General features: G+C 38.0%; 20 protein-coding genes. 1 reads left to right on the top strand and 19 read right to left on the bottom strand.

The genetic code is table 11. From position 1 onward, the window contains the following. Window positions 1-21 precede the first annotated feature (21 nt). From ABH968_RS05740 to ABH968_RS05690, 11 genes are all read right to left on the bottom strand, one after another. On the bottom strand, window positions 22-357 hold the full coding sequence (locus tag ABH968_RS05740) for a hypothetical protein (RefSeq protein WP_370043063.1): 336 nt from the start codon (window positions 355-357) through the stop codon (window positions 22-24). 103 nt (window positions 358-460) lie between these two features. Continuing rightward, window positions 461-772 (bottom strand): hypothetical protein, encoded by a 312-nt coding sequence (locus ABH968_RS05735; protein WP_370043062.1) that lies wholly within the window; start codon window positions 770-772, stop codon window positions 461-463. Between the two features lie 66 nt (window positions 773-838). Then, entirely contained in the window at window positions 839-1,603 is a 765-nt protein-coding gene (locus ABH968_RS05730; RefSeq protein ID WP_370043061.1) for a hypothetical protein, read from the bottom strand. Between the two features lie 58 nt (window positions 1,604-1,661). Beyond that, the gene (locus tag ABH968_RS05725; protein WP_370043060.1) at window positions 1,662-1,904 is read right to left on the bottom strand and encodes a helix-turn-helix transcriptional regulator; all 243 of its coding nucleotides are present in this window, start codon (window positions 1,902-1,904) and stop codon (window positions 1,662-1,664) included. 58 nt (window positions 1,905-1,962) lie between these two features. Then, on the bottom strand, window positions 1,963-2,895 hold the full coding sequence (locus tag ABH968_RS05720; RefSeq protein WP_370043059.1) for a hypothetical protein: 933 nt from the start codon (window positions 2,893-2,895) through the stop codon (window positions 1,963-1,965). A 242-nt stretch (window positions 2,896-3,137) separates the two neighbouring features. Beyond that, window positions 3,138-3,623, bottom strand: a complete 486-nt coding sequence (locus ABH968_RS05715) for a helix-turn-helix domain-containing protein (protein WP_370043058.1) — start codon at window positions 3,621-3,623, stop codon at window positions 3,138-3,140. A 46-nt stretch (window positions 3,624-3,669) separates the two neighbouring features. Then, window positions 3,670-3,837: a DUF5659 domain-containing protein gene (locus ABH968_RS05710; protein ID WP_370043057.1), complete on the bottom strand. Its 168-nt coding sequence runs from the start codon at window positions 3,835-3,837 to the stop codon at window positions 3,670-3,672. A gap of 18 nt (window positions 3,838-3,855) precedes the next feature. Then, entirely contained in the window at window positions 3,856-4,017 is a 162-nt protein-coding gene (locus ABH968_RS05705) for a hypothetical protein (protein WP_370043056.1), read from the bottom strand. A gap of 56 nt (window positions 4,018-4,073) precedes the next feature. Beyond that, on the bottom strand, window positions 4,074-4,424 hold the full coding sequence (locus ABH968_RS05700) for a hypothetical protein (protein ID WP_370043055.1): 351 nt from the start codon (window positions 4,422-4,424) through the stop codon (window positions 4,074-4,076). Between the two features lie 69 nt (window positions 4,425-4,493). Then, window positions 4,494-5,135, bottom strand: coding sequence for a hypothetical protein (locus ABH968_RS05695; RefSeq protein ID WP_370043054.1), 642 nt, complete (start codon window positions 5,133-5,135; stop codon window positions 4,494-4,496). 1,155 nt (window positions 5,136-6,290) lie between these two features. Then, entirely contained in the window at window positions 6,291-6,548 is a 258-nt protein-coding gene (locus tag ABH968_RS05690; RefSeq protein ID WP_370043053.1) for a hypothetical protein, read from the bottom strand. Between the two features lie 140 nt (window positions 6,549-6,688). Between ABH968_RS05690 and ABH968_RS05685 the strand changes: the two genes are divergently transcribed. Then, window positions 6,689-6,886, top strand: a complete 198-nt coding sequence (locus ABH968_RS05685) for a helix-turn-helix domain-containing protein (RefSeq protein WP_370043052.1) — start codon at window positions 6,689-6,691, stop codon at window positions 6,884-6,886. A 65-nt stretch (window positions 6,887-6,951) separates the two neighbouring features. Here the strand turns inward: ABH968_RS05685 and ABH968_RS05680 are convergent, their stop codons facing one another. From ABH968_RS05680 to dxs, 8 genes are all read right to left on the bottom strand, one after another. Next, a complete protein-coding gene (locus tag ABH968_RS05680) occupies window positions 6,952-7,803 on the bottom strand; it encodes a hypothetical protein (protein ID WP_370043051.1) in 852 nt (283 codons plus the stop codon). 728 nt (window positions 7,804-8,531) lie between these two features. Beyond that, window positions 8,532-9,503: a tyrosine-type recombinase/integrase gene (locus tag ABH968_RS05675; protein WP_370043050.1), complete on the bottom strand. Its 972-nt coding sequence runs from the start codon at window positions 9,501-9,503 to the stop codon at window positions 8,532-8,534. A gap of 138 nt (window positions 9,504-9,641) precedes the next feature. Continuing rightward, window positions 9,642-10,433, bottom strand: coding sequence for a sporulation transcription factor Spo0A (gene spo0A / locus ABH968_RS05670; protein WP_370043049.1), 792 nt, complete (start codon window positions 10,431-10,433; stop codon window positions 9,642-9,644). 329 nt (window positions 10,434-10,762) lie between these two features. Then, window positions 10,763-11,710, bottom strand: a complete 948-nt coding sequence (locus ABH968_RS05665) for a SpoIVB peptidase S55 domain-containing protein (protein ID WP_370043048.1) — start codon at window positions 11,708-11,710, stop codon at window positions 10,763-10,765. A 120-nt stretch (window positions 11,711-11,830) separates the two neighbouring features. Beyond that, window positions 11,831-13,522, bottom strand: coding sequence for a DNA repair protein RecN (recN, locus tag ABH968_RS05660; protein WP_370043047.1), 1,692 nt, complete (start codon window positions 13,520-13,522; stop codon window positions 11,831-11,833). Between the two features lie 35 nt (window positions 13,523-13,557). Continuing rightward, entirely contained in the window at window positions 13,558-14,007 is a 450-nt protein-coding gene (ahrC, locus tag ABH968_RS05655) for a transcriptional regulator AhrC/ArgR (RefSeq protein ID WP_370043046.1), read from the bottom strand. A gap of 100 nt (window positions 14,008-14,107) precedes the next feature. Beyond that, window positions 14,108-14,926, bottom strand: a complete 819-nt coding sequence (locus ABH968_RS05650; protein ID WP_370043045.1) for a TlyA family RNA methyltransferase — start codon at window positions 14,924-14,926, stop codon at window positions 14,108-14,110. After that, window positions 14,926-16,827 carry a 1-deoxy-D-xylulose-5-phosphate synthase gene (dxs, locus tag ABH968_RS05645; RefSeq protein ID WP_370043044.1) on the bottom strand — a complete coding sequence of 634 codons (1,902 nt, stop codon included), beginning with the start codon at window positions 16,825-16,827 and terminating at the stop codon, window positions 14,926-14,928. The genes ABH968_RS05650 and dxs overlap by 1 nt, the downstream gene beginning before the upstream one ends. Between the last annotated feature and the right edge of the window lie 67 nt (window positions 16,828-16,894).

The following is a 16,894-nucleotide window of genomic DNA, read 5'->3' as shown; positions in this document are numbered from 1 at the left end:
CAGCTGTTAAATTTATGGCCATTAGCTGCGCTCTACTCTCTTTGCCACTATATCCGCTAGACGATCAGCTTGTTGGCTTGCGGCAATATATCGTTTGCGTGCGCTCATATCCCCATTTGCATATTCGATTGCAGCGTTTAATGCCTCTAATCGTTTTCGTGCATGGTCCGCTTGTATTCGACCACTCATTGCGATAGCTAAAAGTGGCATACGAAATTGCTCAGCTTGCTTAACTTTTAATTTCGCAACCTTACCGTGCAATCGCTCTACTTCAACTACAAACGTAGCCGCAGCGAGTATTACTTCGTTATCGCCCAGTATTTGTGTTACTTCCTGTCTGCGGTGATTTATTTTCATTTCTCGCATCCCCTTTGCGTTTTATGAATAGAAAAAAGACACAACGTCAGTTAAAAACGTCATGTCTTTTGCGTTAATATTGCGTTATTCAGTTTGTCATTTACTACACGTTAACAGGCTTAATTGACTTCGATGTAATGGCCGGCGCATGTGAAATTTTCGGTTGGTTTGCTTGCTCTGTAACTAGCGCCTGCTGTCGTTCAAACGCTGCTTTAATAGCAAAATATCGTTTAATTGCTTCAACACCTCGATACTCAGCGTGATTTGCTGCGATAGCTAAGTTATGTGCGTCGATTTTTTCATCCGAAATATCAACTTGTAATACGTCGAAGCCTTCCGGTAACTTCTCAAATAATTGTTCGTCACCCTTAATTGCAAAAGTGCCGTCGCCGTTTGTTAGCATAGAAATTGTCATTTAATCGTCTCCATTCGGTTTTATTTGTGGAAATATAAAAAGGCGGAACCAAGTCCGCCCTAATCGTTATTCCATTACATTTGTTCCAGCCATACCTCCGAGTGTTTCAACCTGTCCGTCAAGGATGCCTAGCGCCGTTTCCGGATCGTTAATGTGATTTGCAATAGCGCCAATATACGTCTTAACAGTGTCGTGCTGAGGCGATCCCTCACGGAACAATTTAATATCCTCACCATCGCTAAAGTACGCCAGGACTTCGTTAGCCTTCGTAACTTCCGGCGTAGTAGCCTTTGCCTGGACGCTAGAATAAATATATCTTAATGCCTGTCTATGCATCGGACTGTCATCAATAGTAGTTACTGTTTGGATAAGCGAAGGGAACGTTTTTTGTAGTTCAGTAGCATAATAAGGTTCATCATATTTTGATTGAAATGAATCAATTGCTTTAATCGCTGTATCTACGTTTGTACTAAGCATGATTGACGTCTGTAAAGCAGCGAGTTCTTGCTCGAACAACTTAACGTCTACTGCATTAGATGGAGGCTTAATAGCATCTGTTTTCATCTTTTTAGCGAGTGCCGTAGCTTCTACAACCACTTTCGCATATGTAGCTTTTTCTTTTGCTACAACATCAAACACTTCGCGAGCTACCTCTCGCTTAAACTCCTCTACTTTTACCTTTTTACCTTGAGGCGTAAGATGTTGGTCATTTCTAATCTTGGCCAGTGGATCGTTCATTCCTTCTCTTACTTGAGTAGCGATTGTTGTAGCGAATTTTGATCTAATTTCGTAACCTTGGTCAAATAGCTCGTTTAATTTTTGGATTGTCATATTTTCATTTCCCCTTTGTGTTTATTGGCTTATTCACGGAATACTTTACATTTGATTTTTAATGTGATACCATGTGATTATGGATTAGTCTATTTAATTTTTGAGATTTGTCGACAAAAATAAATAAACCGTCGTCAAACTGAATTTTTTGCGCTATTTTTGCACGGGTTAATAAGCTCATTGATTGTGATCCGCTCTCAATTCTCGCGATAGTACTGCATCCCACACCTACCATTTCTGCAAACTCTCGTTGAGACAAAGATAAAGCTAAACGTAAATCTCGTAGCTGCTCGCCTGTCATACCGTTTCCCTCCTTTTAATATCGTTTGCTTACTAGCACCCTAAAAATAAATGCGGGCTTAATGCCCCTTATACCAATTAAGGTGATTTTCCGACGCATATTCGACTTTTCTCGTGGCAATATTTACAGTTAAAAACGGCTTAAACTCATGTTGCTCTAAGGGTTTAGGACGTCGATTCCCTTTAATCGGTGATGTTGCAATACCCTTTGCATACCTACCTTCAATCGCATCTATCGACCTCGCAACTTCACGTAATCGGACTTCATCTCCAATATGCTCCGATGTCTGTTCTAAGTAGAAATATACCGGCAAGTAAGAGCCGTGTTGCTGGAAGCGCTTAGTAGCATCATGATCCGCCTTACGACAAATATCACAGCAATAGCGACTATCCGCCCTTTTCGGATCATCCCCACGAATGTTATCTCCTTCAATCGGAAACATATTTAAGCAGTATTTGTACCGGCAACTTTGGAATTTCTTTCGCTCACTTCTGTAATAATCCCAATCTAAACGGTCAGTATACGTAGATAAAGCAGCACTTCCGAAAATCAGCAAGCGCATCAAGTAAGTAGCGACTTTGTACCACTCCATGACCGATCGAATATCGTTATACAAGTCTTGCAATGTGAAATCGGAACGTTCAACGTATGAGCAATCAGTGACAGGTGGATTTACGCGAGCTAGCAATTGATCCGTACTTTCCGATTGTTTGATTAGCTGTAACGCCTCATTTTCGAGACTGCCCTTTGGAGCACGCTTTAGTGACACATCGTCTACATTTGCGAAACATTCCAATATTGACGGCTTTTTAACTTTCGTTATATCATCGCTAAATTTTACATAATGGTACGCCTTGATAATTTTATGCGTGTAAATAGAGCCTGGATAAACGTTTTCATACGTTATAGTGATTCCGTCAGCTTTTGCATATTCGATTAGTGCGAACGTTGTTTTACTGGCTCTCATTTTAGCTGCGACTGCTTTCGTCATTGGCTGGCCTCCATTTTCGTGGTGTAAAAATTTAACCACACGTTGTATTTTTTTGTTCATACTCTTTTAAATACCATCACTAATATATGAGAGTGATAGATAGCGTTTATTAATGCACTCTTTTAAGCATTAATGAGCGCTAAATGTTTTAAGTCTTTATACGTAAGTCTTAGTAAGTAAGTATTAATACGGTACAATTTTTACACATCGGATTTATAAAAATTACACATCTGAATTTTAAGCTACAATAATCCTGCTTTTGCGGCTGCCTGTTTCTCTCTAAATCGCGACTGTCGGTCATGTCTTTTCTGTTTATCTCGCTCGCGCGCTGCCTCGTGCTTTAAACGATTTGCTTTCGCTTCGGGAAATCTTATTTCAAACGACAGCTGGTTATCAATTGGACGTTTCAAGAAGTACACAACGTTATCATGGTCCGGATTACGTTCCGCATCAACTAATCCAAGAAACTTTAGCGTACTAATAGCGGTGCTAACAGTACTCCGGCTTGTACACAATGCATCTGCAATCTGGTCTTGCGTCGGAAATGCGTAACCATACCTTGCATTATGACGATGTAGTAGAAATAGATACACGTTTGTACATGCGGGCGTATATCTCGGATGAAATGCGTAAATTTCAAATAAAGCGTTTGGAATGCCCGTCCAACCCGCGTCGTACTTGTAAGGTAAAGCCGTTTGTGCCTCGATTGTTTGTTTTTGTTCCGTCATTTAATCGTCTCCTTTAGCAGTTTAGTAGATTGGCTGCGGATCATCATTACCGTCTGCGTGATTGTGTTAGCATAGCTTGTAATGCGGGCGAATCTTCGAATATGAATACGGTAAAGTCCGGTGACTCTCGACTATGCTCTACTTTTAATATTTTGTGACCACTAGCGGCAAGCTCGTTGGCAAGCCGTAGTGATCGGATAGCTTTCGTTTTCATGCGTGTACCTCCGTTTTTCTATAACTTTTCTCGTAATTCTTTTCTCCGTTCCTCTAATTCGAAATGACGCTCGATATGTTTTACTTTCTCATCAGCATCTAACGTTTCTGAATGAATCGCTTTATAAGTCTGTAGCGCTTCCTCAATTGTTTCGTTAAAATTTTCCGGTTTATTAGACATTAAAATCCCTCCGATTATTAGATGATAGCCCGCCAATCAGACGGGCATGTACGCTGTTATCGTCCGATGAACTTACGCATAGCTGCATCCGCTTGTGCGATTAAATCCGAGTATGTCATTTCTTCGTTGTTAATGAGAACATGATTGTCAAACAACATCCCTGAAAATAATTGATCTCCACCGAGTCCTTCGACAATAGTGATTACATAAAAAGTTAGGTCGGCCTGTTCTACATCCGATGCTTTATATAGATTAGCTGCGAATGCCCCATTACTTTTTTCATCATAAATTTGATTTTCAAATCCTGTTGTTTTATATACAGATAGTCCTTTAATTGCCGTTAATACCTCTAAAGCTTTTTGCTCATCTGTTTTAGTTACCTCGATTGTGTTTGTTGTGTTTGTCATAATAAAATCTCTCCCTTTTTGGTTTTATAATAAAAGTCGTGTAAATGAGTCCTTCTATAATTCAACAATTTAACTTGGAAACTCTACAACGTTATCGATACGTGGTGTAATACGATCGCAACCTTTCGCAACTCTAAAGAATCTATCCGCCCCATCTATCCAAACATAAACACCTTCGGCAAGCACGAAACGTAGCGAGTATAAGTCAAGTTGACATTGTTCATCTAGTGTCATAGCATCATACATCGATTGAAACTCCTTCGCAGCCAATAACTTATCGCCTGCTTGTAAGTCCTTTGTATTAATGAACGAATCATCTGCAGCCACTAAATACCAATCAGCGTTAAACAACGTCCCATACTCACCATTAATAGGAGTCCCCGCATAGTTGAGCATTGCTTTAGTCGCCAACTCAACCACCTCTTTGTCACGCAACGCATTTAATGTATTTCCTACCACAAAACCATCTTGTATATTACAATAGCGTGCTTCAAAGATTATATTGTCCTGATGGAATGCAGAAAAAATTTCAAGAGTATAATTAGTAACCTCTGTATCTCTTAATAATGAACAGTCTAGAAAAGTTTCAGTTTTTAGAGTAACGCCGAAAACATTATCACGTGTCTTGGTTGTGTTTAAAACCGCTTGGAATGGTGCCGACTCCTTAATCCCTTTTAATACTGCTAACACTCGTTGTTTTGTTTCTACCATATCAATCTCTCCCTATTGTTTGGTTTTGTTATATGTGAACGCCGATTGATCGACAGAAATGCCTCCTACTTTATATACCCGAATGAAAAACCATTTTCGGACATGTTTCTGATAATTTTCTTCCTACTTCTTATTCCCAGGTAAAACATTCAATTTGGTATCACTTTTTATAAAATTTCCGTCCTACTATATACAGCACACTAAAACGCCGTGTTTTGGGACAGATTCTAAAAAATTATTTCCTCTTACTTTATATATCCCGATTTTTTAACGCGTTTTGCAACAAGTTACAAGAAAAACATCTACTTACAATACATAGTGGACTCAAGCATTTGTTTTTGGGACAACTTTTCGAATAAATTTATTCCTACTAACTTATATCCATAAAATTTCCGTTTGTCGCACTTTTGTTAAAATAAAATTTAAATTTATCGAACCGTCCCTACTAAACTAATATAGATAAACAATTAAATCCGTACACTTTTGCGTAAATTAATTTCAAAATACGGTACCATCGCGATACTTACGAGTTTTGTTTCTGCCACCTTTAGCACCTCCTTACCGAACTTATATACATAAAAATTACGTTTCGCACACTTTACTCATAAAATAATCCAAAATACCTACGAACTATATCGTAAAATATAGATTGCTATCGCCAGTGAAACATTGCTCTCCTTTTGTAAGCTTGCGATTTAAGACGTTTTATCCTCCGGATGATAAATACATCTACTACATTGCTAGGACGCCTAAATCAACGGGAATAGCAAGGGAAAACAAAAGGCTAGAAACGTCTGCAACCGCCTCTAGCCTCAACTGGAACTGCGCACATTCCAAGTAAAATTCAATTCTATCTATAATAAAGTCGCCTGTATGTTTTGCTTGGTTAAACCGCTAAATACTGTTCTGCAATACTGATGAATGTCTGCGAGCATCGCCAACTGCTCTGATGTATGTAGCGCCGTAGAATCCGTCTAAAGCGCTCAGTTGCCTTCACTCTGCGTTGAACCGTCTCCAATTTATTCAACCGTCGTGGCGAGTAAGACGTGCCTTTACGTCTGCTAAATGGTCATCCGGAGCAAACTACGTATAATTCACCGTATCAAATTCCTGTATCAGCCTCCGATACCGTAGTTTTTATGCTGAAATTACGTATTAAGCAGACAGACTCGGTGCTTGCGCTAGGATTGTTAGTAGTTCGATAGGTTCGCATGTGTCCAGTTCTGAAAAAATTAATTTGGCTTCCTCATCCCACTTAAAGAAGATTTCATTATCTCCTATGTGCAAGATTGCATCATCTGCGTATCCGGGCTGCTTAAACACTTCTAAACACACCCCATCAAAAATCTGAGTTCTTTCAACTACGTAACTGTAGCCAGGTTCAACCTCAACGATTTGCAATTGTGTAATCATGATATAGCCTCCATTCATTCATTAATTATTCCTTATATTCATAATAAATGAATAATATGACTATGTCAACATAAAATATGAACTAAATTCATAAAATATGATATATTATGATTAACAATACATAAAAGGATGGTACATATATGAATATCACAAAGAAAATTAAATTACTTTTAGTAGAAAACGAAATGACCGCAACACAATTAGCAAAAAAGATCGGTACAACTCAATCTAATTTATCTAAGAAAATGAAGAATGAAAGTTATACTATATCTGACCTTGAAAAGATTGCAGAAGCATTGAATTTGGAGCTAATCATTGATTTTAAATTGAAAAATTAACATAAGAAAAGCGCCCGGCATCAGCTAGGCGCTCTTTTATTACTCCACTCTATGTCACCAAAAATTTATGATTTATTTTCAACTATATCTACATTTATACTAGGATGACTTTGTATTATTTTTAAAGAATCAAGATAAGCTTTAGGTTCGATATAATCGAATAAAATATTTCCTTTTTTAAATTCATCTAGATTTTTATAAGCAGCAAGTAGAGGGACTTTTCCACCGTTTTCTTTTATCATTTCATTTAAGTATTCCAACCCTTTTACTACAGAAGGAGCGATGTCGTAAATATAAGATTCATAAAGATGTTTTATGAACAGCATCGAAACCTTTACATGAGGCTCCAGTAATATATCGTTTGGCATTTTTTCTATATCTTCTTTGGCGTGTTTCCATTCTTTAAACTTTAAAAGTGTTTCTTTGGAAGAAAAAATTCCATTTTTTTTGGTTAAACTTCTTTTAATATGGGTTAAGGGGAAGCCGTAATGTAACGCATAATTTCTCATAATGGCCATAAAGCGATAAGAAACATGACTATCATAAAACTTATGCGTCTTACTTAAAAATTCGTCCATTTTTTGTTTTCCAAAATGTTTTTTATTAAATTTTTTGCCGTAATCTATAAACATCGACAGGGAGGACAAATAATTAATTAATAAGCGATTCGCTTCCATATATATAGATTCTTTATCTTCATCTGATTCTAGATATGCCGGTATTTCCGAAGTATACTTTAAAAATTCTTTTCCGTTTCTTTCAAAAAGATTATATATATTGTTCATTGTTTTTAGCTTTGTTGCTTCACCTAAAGAACTTAAATGGCCCTCGTACTCTTCTTTTTTTATTTGATCCTTAATAGTAAATCGATGTTCTCCTTCTTTAATAAATTCACTATAGCCAATTGCGTATATCATTTACTGAACTCCTTTTCTGATACTTACTTTTTTTAATATGTATTTATGTATACCAACACAATTCAAACGAATGTAACTTATTTTTACTATATAACAAAATATTGTAAAATGGAAGTTAGGTATTGACAATAGCACCCAATTTCAGCAGAATAGCTGCTCGCTCCGGGAAATCGGCGCAGAGAGGTTACCTATTATCGCTAGACTCGTAGAAATACTCGAATAGCAACAATAAGTAACAATCGCATATTTCAGCGTCATAGTGACGTCCTGGGTGGCTCGTATGCTCCTGTTAGATTGGGATATTTCTATCCGTATGTACTCGTCTAATTATCGTCCTAGACGTGCGGTAGTCCTTAATTGAGCGTATTTGTACGCTGATTATCCGCTTGTACATGCTTACCCTAGCCGTAACTAGCCGATAAACCATGCCGCGCCCTTAATGGTGGCGCTCACCAATTCGTCGCAACCGTAACAGGAAACGGCTTGACCTGCGATATATTCCGTAGTTTGCGATGTGACGGACGGCACTGACCAGGTTATATTAACGACGAATTAGTGGGCAACCTCGTCGCTACTGCTAAAAAAGGGTGCATTTAATAGGAGTTGCATCATCGAATTTTTTTCGATATAATGAACCCTAAGTAAACGCTATTGCTGCCAGGCAATTTTTAGCGTAGATATTAAGTTGTAAAGTCGTTAGTGTTGTCGCACTAGCGGCTTTTTTCTGTTTAAATATCCAAATTTTCAAGTGGACTGTGCTGTCTGTATTTCTTCATCACTTCCTTATCCGCAAAATCGAGATAGATTTGCGATGTGATCTCAACACTTGCATGTCCAAGCAAACGAGATAGAGTTGCCAAATCACCGCCATTAACTAAATACCTTTTCGCAAAATTATTTCTGAGCAAATGAGGTGTCACCTGTAGCCCGACATCTTTACTACGGAGTCTAAATGAACGCTCGACTCCCTCAATCCGTAGTTTAGTTCCTCTATTCGTCGGAAAGACATAAGAGCTATCTGAATATCGATCCTTGTATGCCAGCCATGCTCTAAGATGTTTGCGCGTCTTTTCAGAGAAGTAAACGAAGCGTTGCTTGCTGTTTTTCGTCTTTCGCAATAACAACGCATTGCCCCGCAAATCTATATCAGACACTACAACTTCCAACAATTCTCCTATTCTAGCGCCAGTATCAAAGATTAATCGCGCAATAATCCAATCTCGATACTGATCAAATTTTGTAACGTCGAAAGAACGGAAAAACTGTTTTAGTTCATTATCTTCGAGCATTATCTTTACTTTTCTCTCCGGTTTAACATTCTTAACGTCTTTCAGCGGATTTTTGCGAATCATCTGTTCGTTGTATAAATGCGAATAAAATGCTTTTATGTTACGTACATAATTCGCTATTGTTGTCTTGCTGACAGGTTTGCCGTAATCACCGCGTCTCTCAGGATAGTTTACAGGTGTTTCAGCGGCACTTACTTGAAACTTGCCCCTTTCTTCAATTGAACGGATATAAGCCTTTATGTGCTCCGCTGTGACGCTCTTAACGTCAGTAATATCGAAGGTATCCTCCAAATATCGCGCAAATAGTTTTAAAGTTTGTTCATATGAACTTAGTGTTTTCTTTGATAGACCTTTCGCAGCACAATCGAGCATATAACGGTCTATCTCTATTAAAAACGGATTAAAAGACATAAAAAATACGCCCCCTCAAACAGTCGGCGTAAACTGTCTAAAAAGGCGTTATAATTTTCGCTATATAAGCGTTATCTAATTTAGATTTACCGGTCATTCTCCGCTGAGCCATACGCTACAAACCTTGATATACCGCTATTAACTAGCCATCATATCAATGCGAATCTTGTCTGCAATCATAGCGATGAATTCGCTATTTGTCGGCTTCGATTTTAAATGATGGACCGTATAACCAAACATCGACGAAATCGATTCATAATTGCCACGGTTCCATGCGACTTCAATGGCATGACGAATCGCACGTTCAACTCGTGATGGCGTTGTGTTGAATTTTTTAGCAATTTCTGGATATAAAATTTTCGTCACAGAGCCTAATAACTCGATATCTTCGAACACCATTTGAATAGCTTCTCGTAAATAAGAGTAACCTTTAATATGTGCAGGAACGCCGATTTCTTTAATAATGGCTGTAATCGTGCTATCTAATTGATGTTGATTTAATTTTTGAGGTGCCGCTGGTTGTAAAACACTTGTCTTTTTAGGAAGTGCAGCCTTCTGCCCTGCACAATTTAAGATCTTTTGAACCAATTGATCAAATTCAAATGGCTTTAACATGAAATAGGATGCACCTAAGTCTACAGCCTGTTTCATCACATCTTCTTGGCCAAAAGCAGTTAACATTATAACTTGAATTGATGACATTCGTTCATTTTGATACATCGACTCTAAAACAGCTAAACCATCAAGATGTGGCATTATTATATCTAGCAGTAAAATATCTGGTGTGAATTCCTCTAGCATTTGTAAACAAACTTTCCCATTAGAAGCAGTTGCAATTATTTCAATTTCAGGATGCCCTTGAAAATACTGCTCCATCGTTTTTAATAACTCACGATTATCATCTGCAATCGCTACTTTAACCTTTGTCATTTAAATTCCTCCTTTTGAACTTTGCTTTGAATCGCCTCAAAGCGTTACCTATCCCCAAATGCATTTTTTTGCACACTGTGGAATTTTCGACATTTTTGTTTTAAAAACCTTTTCTATTTCCAAAAATGAGTATGTAGTCCGATACTTTCTTTTTATATCGACAAGTTATGATAAATACCTAATGCTTATATCATTTATTTTAGTGAAAAAATTGAGATAAAACTACAGTTTTTTTTAACTATCGCTAATCGCTTCATAAATAAACGAAATACGTGGTGAACAAGATATTTTCATGAAAGAATGGAGCTACCTCTAGGCAGCTCCTTCATTTATGATGATTTTTTTAACATTTCTGCTACTGTAAGTGCTGCTCCTTTTTTCGGCTCCTCCACAAACATATGTGTAACCGCACCTACAAAGCGACCGTCTTGAATGATAGGACTGCCACTCATCCCCTGCAAAATACCACCTGTTTTTTCAATGAGCTTTTTGTCAGTTACTATGAATTCAAGGCGTTCATTTTCGACCTTTGTAATTTCAATTGAAAAAGTTTCCACCTTACTGCCTTCGATCGCCGTATAGATTTCAGCCTTCCCTGTTTTTATATCCTTTTCATGCATAATTTCAATTGCTTTAGGTAATCTTTGTTGATAACCGTCTTCCCAACGGCCAAAAATTCCATAAACTGTATTTTTATCTATACTCCCTAATCGATCCTGATGTTTTTCAATGGAGGATATTTTATAGCCAGGTTGGCCAGGTATACTTTTACGAATTTGTTGAATCGAAGCTAAAAAAATGGAACCAGCATGGAAAATAGGGGCTTCTTGTAAAGTTGAATCAACGATTTGGTGGCCTAACGCACCGTAATTTTTTGTCTCTGGATCAATGTATGTCAATGTTCCTACTCCATCTGTTTCATCTTTTAGAAAGGAAATAACATGTTCTGCTTCTTGCTCCTGTAAATCAAGTGTCACTTCTTTTCCTTCATTTTTTATCGTCCATTTCTGTTGTCCTTGACGAGCAACAGCTTGTTTAGCATCTGCAAGCGTTTTTACTGTAATATCATTAATTTTTTCAATAACAGCGCCTCCTTTCATCCACTGATTGGAAGCTAATAGCACATCATGTGCTACAAATACATGAGATAAATGAAGTTGGATTCCAATTGCTTCGCCCATCGGAATAAGCTTTTTTGCAGCAAAAGCATTTACGGGCATGAATAATAAAACGATGAGCATAGGCAAAATGACAAATTGACGCCAACGACGATACATACGACACCTCCTTTTTGTTTTTGTCTTTTTACTATGTGTTGTTGTGGCATTCTTATAAGCGGTAAATATTTGTGCAAAAAGAAAAAATCCAGAAACAACGAGCTGTTTCTGGATTCTTTGCTATCTCATTTGTTTTTTTCGTTCATTAGCCATTTTTAAGAGCTCTGTTGCGTGCTGCAAAGTTAAGTCTGTAATTTCCGCTCCAGATATCATGCGACTAACTTCTTCAATACGAGCATCCGTATCTATTTCCAGCAATGACGTAAATGTTCGATCATGTTCGACTTCTTTTTTAATAAAATAATGATGATCGGCCATCGCAGCCACTTGCGGTAAATGCGAAATACATAAAACTTGCGAGTTAATGGATACTGCTGCAATTTTTTCTGCGATTGCTTGCGCTACACGACCACTTACACCTGTATCTACCTCATCAAAAATAATAGATGTTATGCCATTAGAGGATGAGAAAATCGTCTTTAACGCAAGCATCATACGCGATAATTCTCCACCAGAAGCAATTTTCGGTAAAGATTTTGGTGGCTCGCCTACATTTGTAGAAATATAAAAAATTACTTGATCTTTACCATTCGCATCAAAGTAAGGCAATTCATCAAAATTAACAATAAATTTTGCTTTTTCCATATGTAATTCACGTAGTTCGGCCATAATAGCTTCACTTAAGTTATGTGCAGCATCCTTTCGTATAGTAGAAAGTTCTGCAGCAAGCTCATCAAGTACTGCTTCCATTTCCAGCACTTTTCGTTCTTTCACTTGCAAAATTTCGTCTCGATTTAAAAGCTCATTAAGCTCTGTTTTAATTTTATCGTAATACGCTAAAATCTCTTCGACTGTTGAGCCATATTTACGCTTCAAATTTTGTAATAAGGCTAAACGTTGCTCAACCTCATTTAAACGAGCAGGATCAAATTCTAATTCATCCAATACATTTTTGACCTGGTAAGCAGCATCCTGTAACGCATAAAATGCAGTCGTGACGGATTCTGATGCCTCTTTAAATTGCTCGTCAACAGTGGCTGCATCCTCTAAGGCTCCCATTGCATTGCCAATCCAGTCAAGGCCTTTTGATTCACCTTGAATTGCTTCATAAGCTGCACTGGAGCGTTCGAAAATCTTATTGAAATTCATTAGACGACGACGTTCATCAAGAAGCTCATCTTCCTCGCCAAGCTTTAAATTGGCATCCTCCAGCTCTTTCATTTGGAATTGATACAAATCAATACGTTGCGCCATTAACTGCTCATCAATCGAAATCGAAGCTAATTCTTTTTTTAGTGAACGATATTCATCATATTGAGAACTGTATGCTTCTTGAATTGGTGTAAGTTGTTCCTCGGCAAAATGATCAAGTAAATAGATATGCTGTTTCTCATCCATTAACTCTTGATTTTCATGTTGACCATGAATATCGATAAGGCTAGCCCCTATATCACGTAAAACAGATAATGGCACAAGTTTACCGTTTACTCGACAAACACTTTTTCCAGAATCATTTAAATCACGGCGCAAAATAATGGTATCTTCTTCAATTTCAATGCCTGCATCTTCAAGTTTCTTATGAACAGGATGCTCAGAACTTGAAATTTGAAATAAACCACCTAATTCAGCCTTTTTAGCGCCATGACGAATAAATTCGGTATTTCCTCGTCCGCCAGCAAGTAAATGCACTGCATCGATAATAATGGATTTTCCTGCCCCTGTTTCACCTGTTAAAACAGTTAAACCACCTGAAAAACTAACGGTTAAATCCTCGATGATGGCAAAGTTTCTTATACTAAGCTCTCTTAACACAAAATGTCACCTCTGTATCAAATTACCCTGCTATTTTATAGCATGTCTAATAAGCGATTTTTAGTATTTTCACGCTCATCTTCATTACGACAAATAATTAAAATAGTATCGTCTCCAGAAATAGTCCCTAAAATTTCAGGCCAATCTAAATGGTCAAGTAGTGATGCAATAGCATTGGCATTACCAGGAAGAGCCTTCATTACTAAAAAGTGTGTTGCACCGTCAATGCTGACAAAAGCATCAGCTAACGCACGATGTAATTTTTGTATAGGATTGAATCGTTGGTCTGCGGGCAAGCTGTATTTATAGCGTCCATCCTGTAAAGGTACTTTAACAAGATGAAGTTCTTTAATATCACGTGATACGGTTGCTTGTGTCACATTATAGCCTGCATCTTTTAAAAAATCGACTAAATCATCTTGTGTTTCGATTTCATGATTGGCAATAATATCCCGAATTCGTATATGTCGCTGTCCTTTGTTCATATCGGTCACCTCTTATAAATAGTTGAATATTTGTATATTTACACTACCATTTTAAACATAAAAGCACAAGAAAAAACACGGCTCTATAAACGAGCACGTGTTATTTTAGTGCACTATGCGCTTCTTCAACGAGTGCATTAAAAGCTGTATATGCAGGAATTTCTTCATTACCAATAGGATTCACTAAATGGAATAAAAATTCAATATTTCCTTCGCCTCCTGTAATTGGCGAAAACGAAGCATCCTTAACGACAAAGCCAACCTCTGTCGCCATTGCAGCTGTCTTTTCTAAAACTTCTAAATGTACTTTTTTATCACGAACAATTCCTTTTTTACCGACTTTATCTTTCCCAGCTTCAAACTGAGGCTTCACCAGTGCCATTACATCGCCACCTGGCATTAACAATGTTTTTAAGACAGGTAAAATAAGCGATAATGAAATAAAGCTAACATCAATTGTTGCAAAGTCTGGTAAGCCCTCTGATAAATCTGCCGCTGTCGTATAACGGAAATTTGTTTTTTCCATTACAGTTACACGTTCATCAGATCGGATTTTCCATGCTAGTTGGTTGGAACCAACATCCAGTGCATAACCATGTCTTGCACCATGCTGTAGTGCGCAATCGGTAAACCCTCCTGTAGAGGAGCCAATATCAAGCATTAGCTTCCCCTCTACAGACATATCAAAAATTTGTAGCGCTTTCTCAAGTTTCAAGCCGCCACGACTAACATATTTTAAATCTGAGCCTTTTACTTGTAGTGGTGCATCTATAGCGATTTTTTCCCCCGCTTTATCGATGCGAGTTTCATTAGAAAAAACAAGTCCTGCCATAATAGAGCGCTTTGCTTTTTCTCGCGTTTCGCATAGCCCACGCTCTACAAGTAAAATGTCTACACGTTCTTTTGGATTTTTTGTCATTATTTATTCAAACCTACTTGCTGTTTTTGTTGAAGTAACACATGCATACGTGCCACTGTATCCTCAGCCGTCATATGAATTTCAGCGAGCAGCTGATCTACATTACCATGCTCAATAAAATGATCAGGTATTCCCATGCGATCGATTATTGCACTTAAATAGCCATGGTCATGGGCAAATTCTAATACACCACTACCAAAACCACCTTGTAAGACTGCCTCTTCAATCGTCAATATTGGTTTACGGCTTGTTAATATACGGTGAAGCATATCCTCATCCATCGGTTTAATGAAACGAGCATTGACTACTTCTATCTCTACACCTTGCTGTGCTAGAGTAGTGGCTGCTTCCATCGCCATAGGAATCGTCGTACCAAAGGTTAAAATCGTTGCATCCTTACCTTCACGTAACACTTCCCAGCTTCCTATTGGTAACGTCATAAGCTCATCATCTAACGGAACGCCTATACCATTACCTCGTGGATAACGTAACGCAATTGGACCGCCATCATAGTCAATGGCTGTTTTCACCATATGCTGACCTTCATTTTCATCTTTTGGCATCATAATTGTCATATTTGGTATATGACGAAGGAATGCAATATCAAATACGCCTTGATGTGTTTCACCGTCTGCACCAACTAAGCCTGCACGGTCAATGCCAATAAAGACATTTAGGTTTGGACGTGCGATATCATGTAATACTTGGTCATAAGCACGTTGAAGGAATGTTGAGTAAATGGCTAAAAATGGCTTCATTTTTTGCGTTGCTAGACCTGCTGCCATCGTTGCCGCATGTTGTTCAGCAATCCCTACATCGAAGAAACGTTCTGGGAAATCCTTTTGGATACCTTGTAATTTCGAGCCCACTGGCATTGCAGGAGTAATTGTGACAACTCGTTTATCCTCATGGGCAATTTTGTGAACTGTCTCAGCAATCAAACTACTCCAAGCTGGGCCTTTCGCCTCTGACTTTACAAAGGCACCATTTTCAATTTTATAAGGACCTGTCCCGTGCCAATTACCAATTGTATCATCTTCAGCAGGTTTATATCCTTTGCCTTTTTTCGTAATAACATGAACGAGCACTGGGCCTTTTACTTTTTTAGCTTGTGATAATGTTGTCTCAAGAGCATCGAAATCATGTCCATCAATCGGTCCTAGATATTTAAAGCCTAGCTCCTCAAAGAACACACCTGATACCACTAAATATTTTAAGCTATCTTTTAAGCGCTCAGCCGTTGAAGCAAGCTTACCACCTAATACAGGAATCTTATTAATGAGCGATTCCAGTTCTTCTTTTGCTTTTGAATATTCCTTGGCTGTACGAAGACGTCCTAATACATTGTGTAACGCTCCGACGTTTGGTGCGATTGACATTTCATTATCGTTTAAAATAACAATCATATTTGTTTTAGCATGGCCTATATGGTTTAATGCCTCCAGTGCCATACCGCCAGTTAAAGCTCCATCTCCAATAATTGGTATCACGAAGTTCTTTTCATTTTTGATATCACGTGCTGCTGCCATACCCATGGCTGCTGACAAAGATGTCGAGCTATGACCTGTCTCCCACTCATCATGTTCACTCTCCACACGCTTTGGAAAACCACAAAGCCCTTTGAACTGACGTAATGTGTCAAATTGATTTGCACGACCTGTCAAAATTTTATGCACGTAAGCTTGGTGGCCAACATCCCATAAAAACTTATCTTGTGGACTGTCAAACATTTTATGGAGCATAACCGTAAGCTCCACAACACCTAGGTTCGGTCCGATATGACCACCTGTGACAGAACATTTTTCGATTAAGAAGGTACGAATTTCTTGTGCAAGTCGCTCAAGCCCCTTCTTATCTAAGCTTTTTAAAAAGGCTGGACTAGTTATCTTATTTAAATCCACCTTTCTCACACACCTTTTCAATAAATTATTCACCGTAATTGTGTTTCCACCATTATAACAGTGTTAT

Source organism: Lysinibacillus sp. RC79 (assembly GCF_041262405.1).
Taxonomy (GTDB): domain Bacteria; phylum Bacillota; class Bacilli; order Bacillales_A; family Planococcaceae; genus Lysinibacillus.
Note: the sequence above shows the minus strand (reverse complement) of the source record. Positions and strands in the feature narration are given on the sequence as shown.

What these genes read in the sequence shown, in the direction of transcription:
- ABH968_RS05740 (WP_370043063.1), bottom strand. Translation starts at nt 357, where the DNA reads ATGAAAATAAATCACCGCAGACAGGAAGTAACACAAATACTGGGCGAT.
- ABH968_RS05735 (WP_370043062.1), bottom strand. Translation starts at nt 772, where the DNA reads ATGACAATTTCTATGCTAACAAACGGCGACGGCACTTTTGCAATTAAG.
- ABH968_RS05730 (WP_370043061.1), bottom strand. Translation starts at nt 1,603, where the DNA reads ATGACAATCCAAAAATTAAACGAGCTATTTGACCAAGGTTACGAAATT.
- ABH968_RS05725 (WP_370043060.1), bottom strand. Translation starts at nt 1,904, where the DNA reads ATGACAGGCGAGCAGCTACGAGATTTACGTTTAGCTTTATCTTTGTCT.
- ABH968_RS05720 (WP_370043059.1), bottom strand. Translation starts at nt 2,895, where the DNA reads ATGACGAAAGCAGTCGCAGCTAAAATGAGAGCCAGTAAAACAACGTTC.
- ABH968_RS05715 (WP_370043058.1), bottom strand. Translation starts at nt 3,623, where the DNA reads ATGACGGAACAAAAACAAACAATCGAGGCACAAACGGCTTTACCTTAC.
- ABH968_RS05710 (WP_370043057.1), bottom strand. Translation starts at nt 3,837, where the DNA reads ATGAAAACGAAAGCTATCCGATCACTACGGCTTGCCAACGAGCTTGCC.
- ABH968_RS05705 (WP_370043056.1), bottom strand. Translation starts at nt 4,017, where the DNA reads ATGTCTAATAAACCGGAAAATTTTAACGAAACAATTGAGGAAGCGCTA.
- ABH968_RS05700 (WP_370043055.1), bottom strand. Translation starts at nt 4,424, where the DNA reads ATGACAAACACAACAAACACAATCGAGGTAACTAAAACAGATGAGCAA.
- ABH968_RS05695 (WP_370043054.1), bottom strand. Translation starts at nt 5,135, where the DNA reads ATGGTAGAAACAAAACAACGAGTGTTAGCAGTATTAAAAGGGATTAAG.
- ABH968_RS05690 (WP_370043053.1), bottom strand. Translation starts at nt 6,548, where the DNA reads ATGATTACACAATTGCAAATCGTTGAGGTTGAACCTGGCTACAGTTAC.
- ABH968_RS05685 (WP_370043052.1), top strand. Translation starts at nt 6,689, where the DNA reads ATGAATATCACAAAGAAAATTAAATTACTTTTAGTAGAAAACGAAATG.
- ABH968_RS05680 (WP_370043051.1), bottom strand. Translation starts at nt 7,803, where the DNA reads ATGATATACGCAATTGGCTATAGTGAATTTATTAAAGAAGGAGAACAT.
- ABH968_RS05675 (WP_370043050.1), bottom strand. Translation starts at nt 9,503, where the DNA reads ATGTCTTTTAATCCGTTTTTAATAGAGATAGACCGTTATATGCTCGAT.
- spo0A (WP_370043049.1), bottom strand. Translation starts at nt 10,433, where the DNA reads ATGACAAAGGTTAAAGTAGCGATTGCAGATGATAATCGTGAGTTATTA.
- ABH968_RS05665 (WP_370043048.1), bottom strand. Translation starts at nt 11,710, where the DNA reads ATGTATCGTCGTTGGCGTCAATTTGTCATTTTGCCTATGCTCATCGTT.
- ahrC (WP_370043046.1), bottom strand. Translation starts at nt 14,007, where the DNA reads ATGAACAAAGGACAGCGACATATACGAATTCGGGATATTATTGCCAAT.
- ABH968_RS05650 (WP_370043045.1), bottom strand. Translation starts at nt 14,926, where the DNA reads ATGACAAAAAATCCAAAAGAACGTGTAGACATTTTACTTGTAGAGCGT.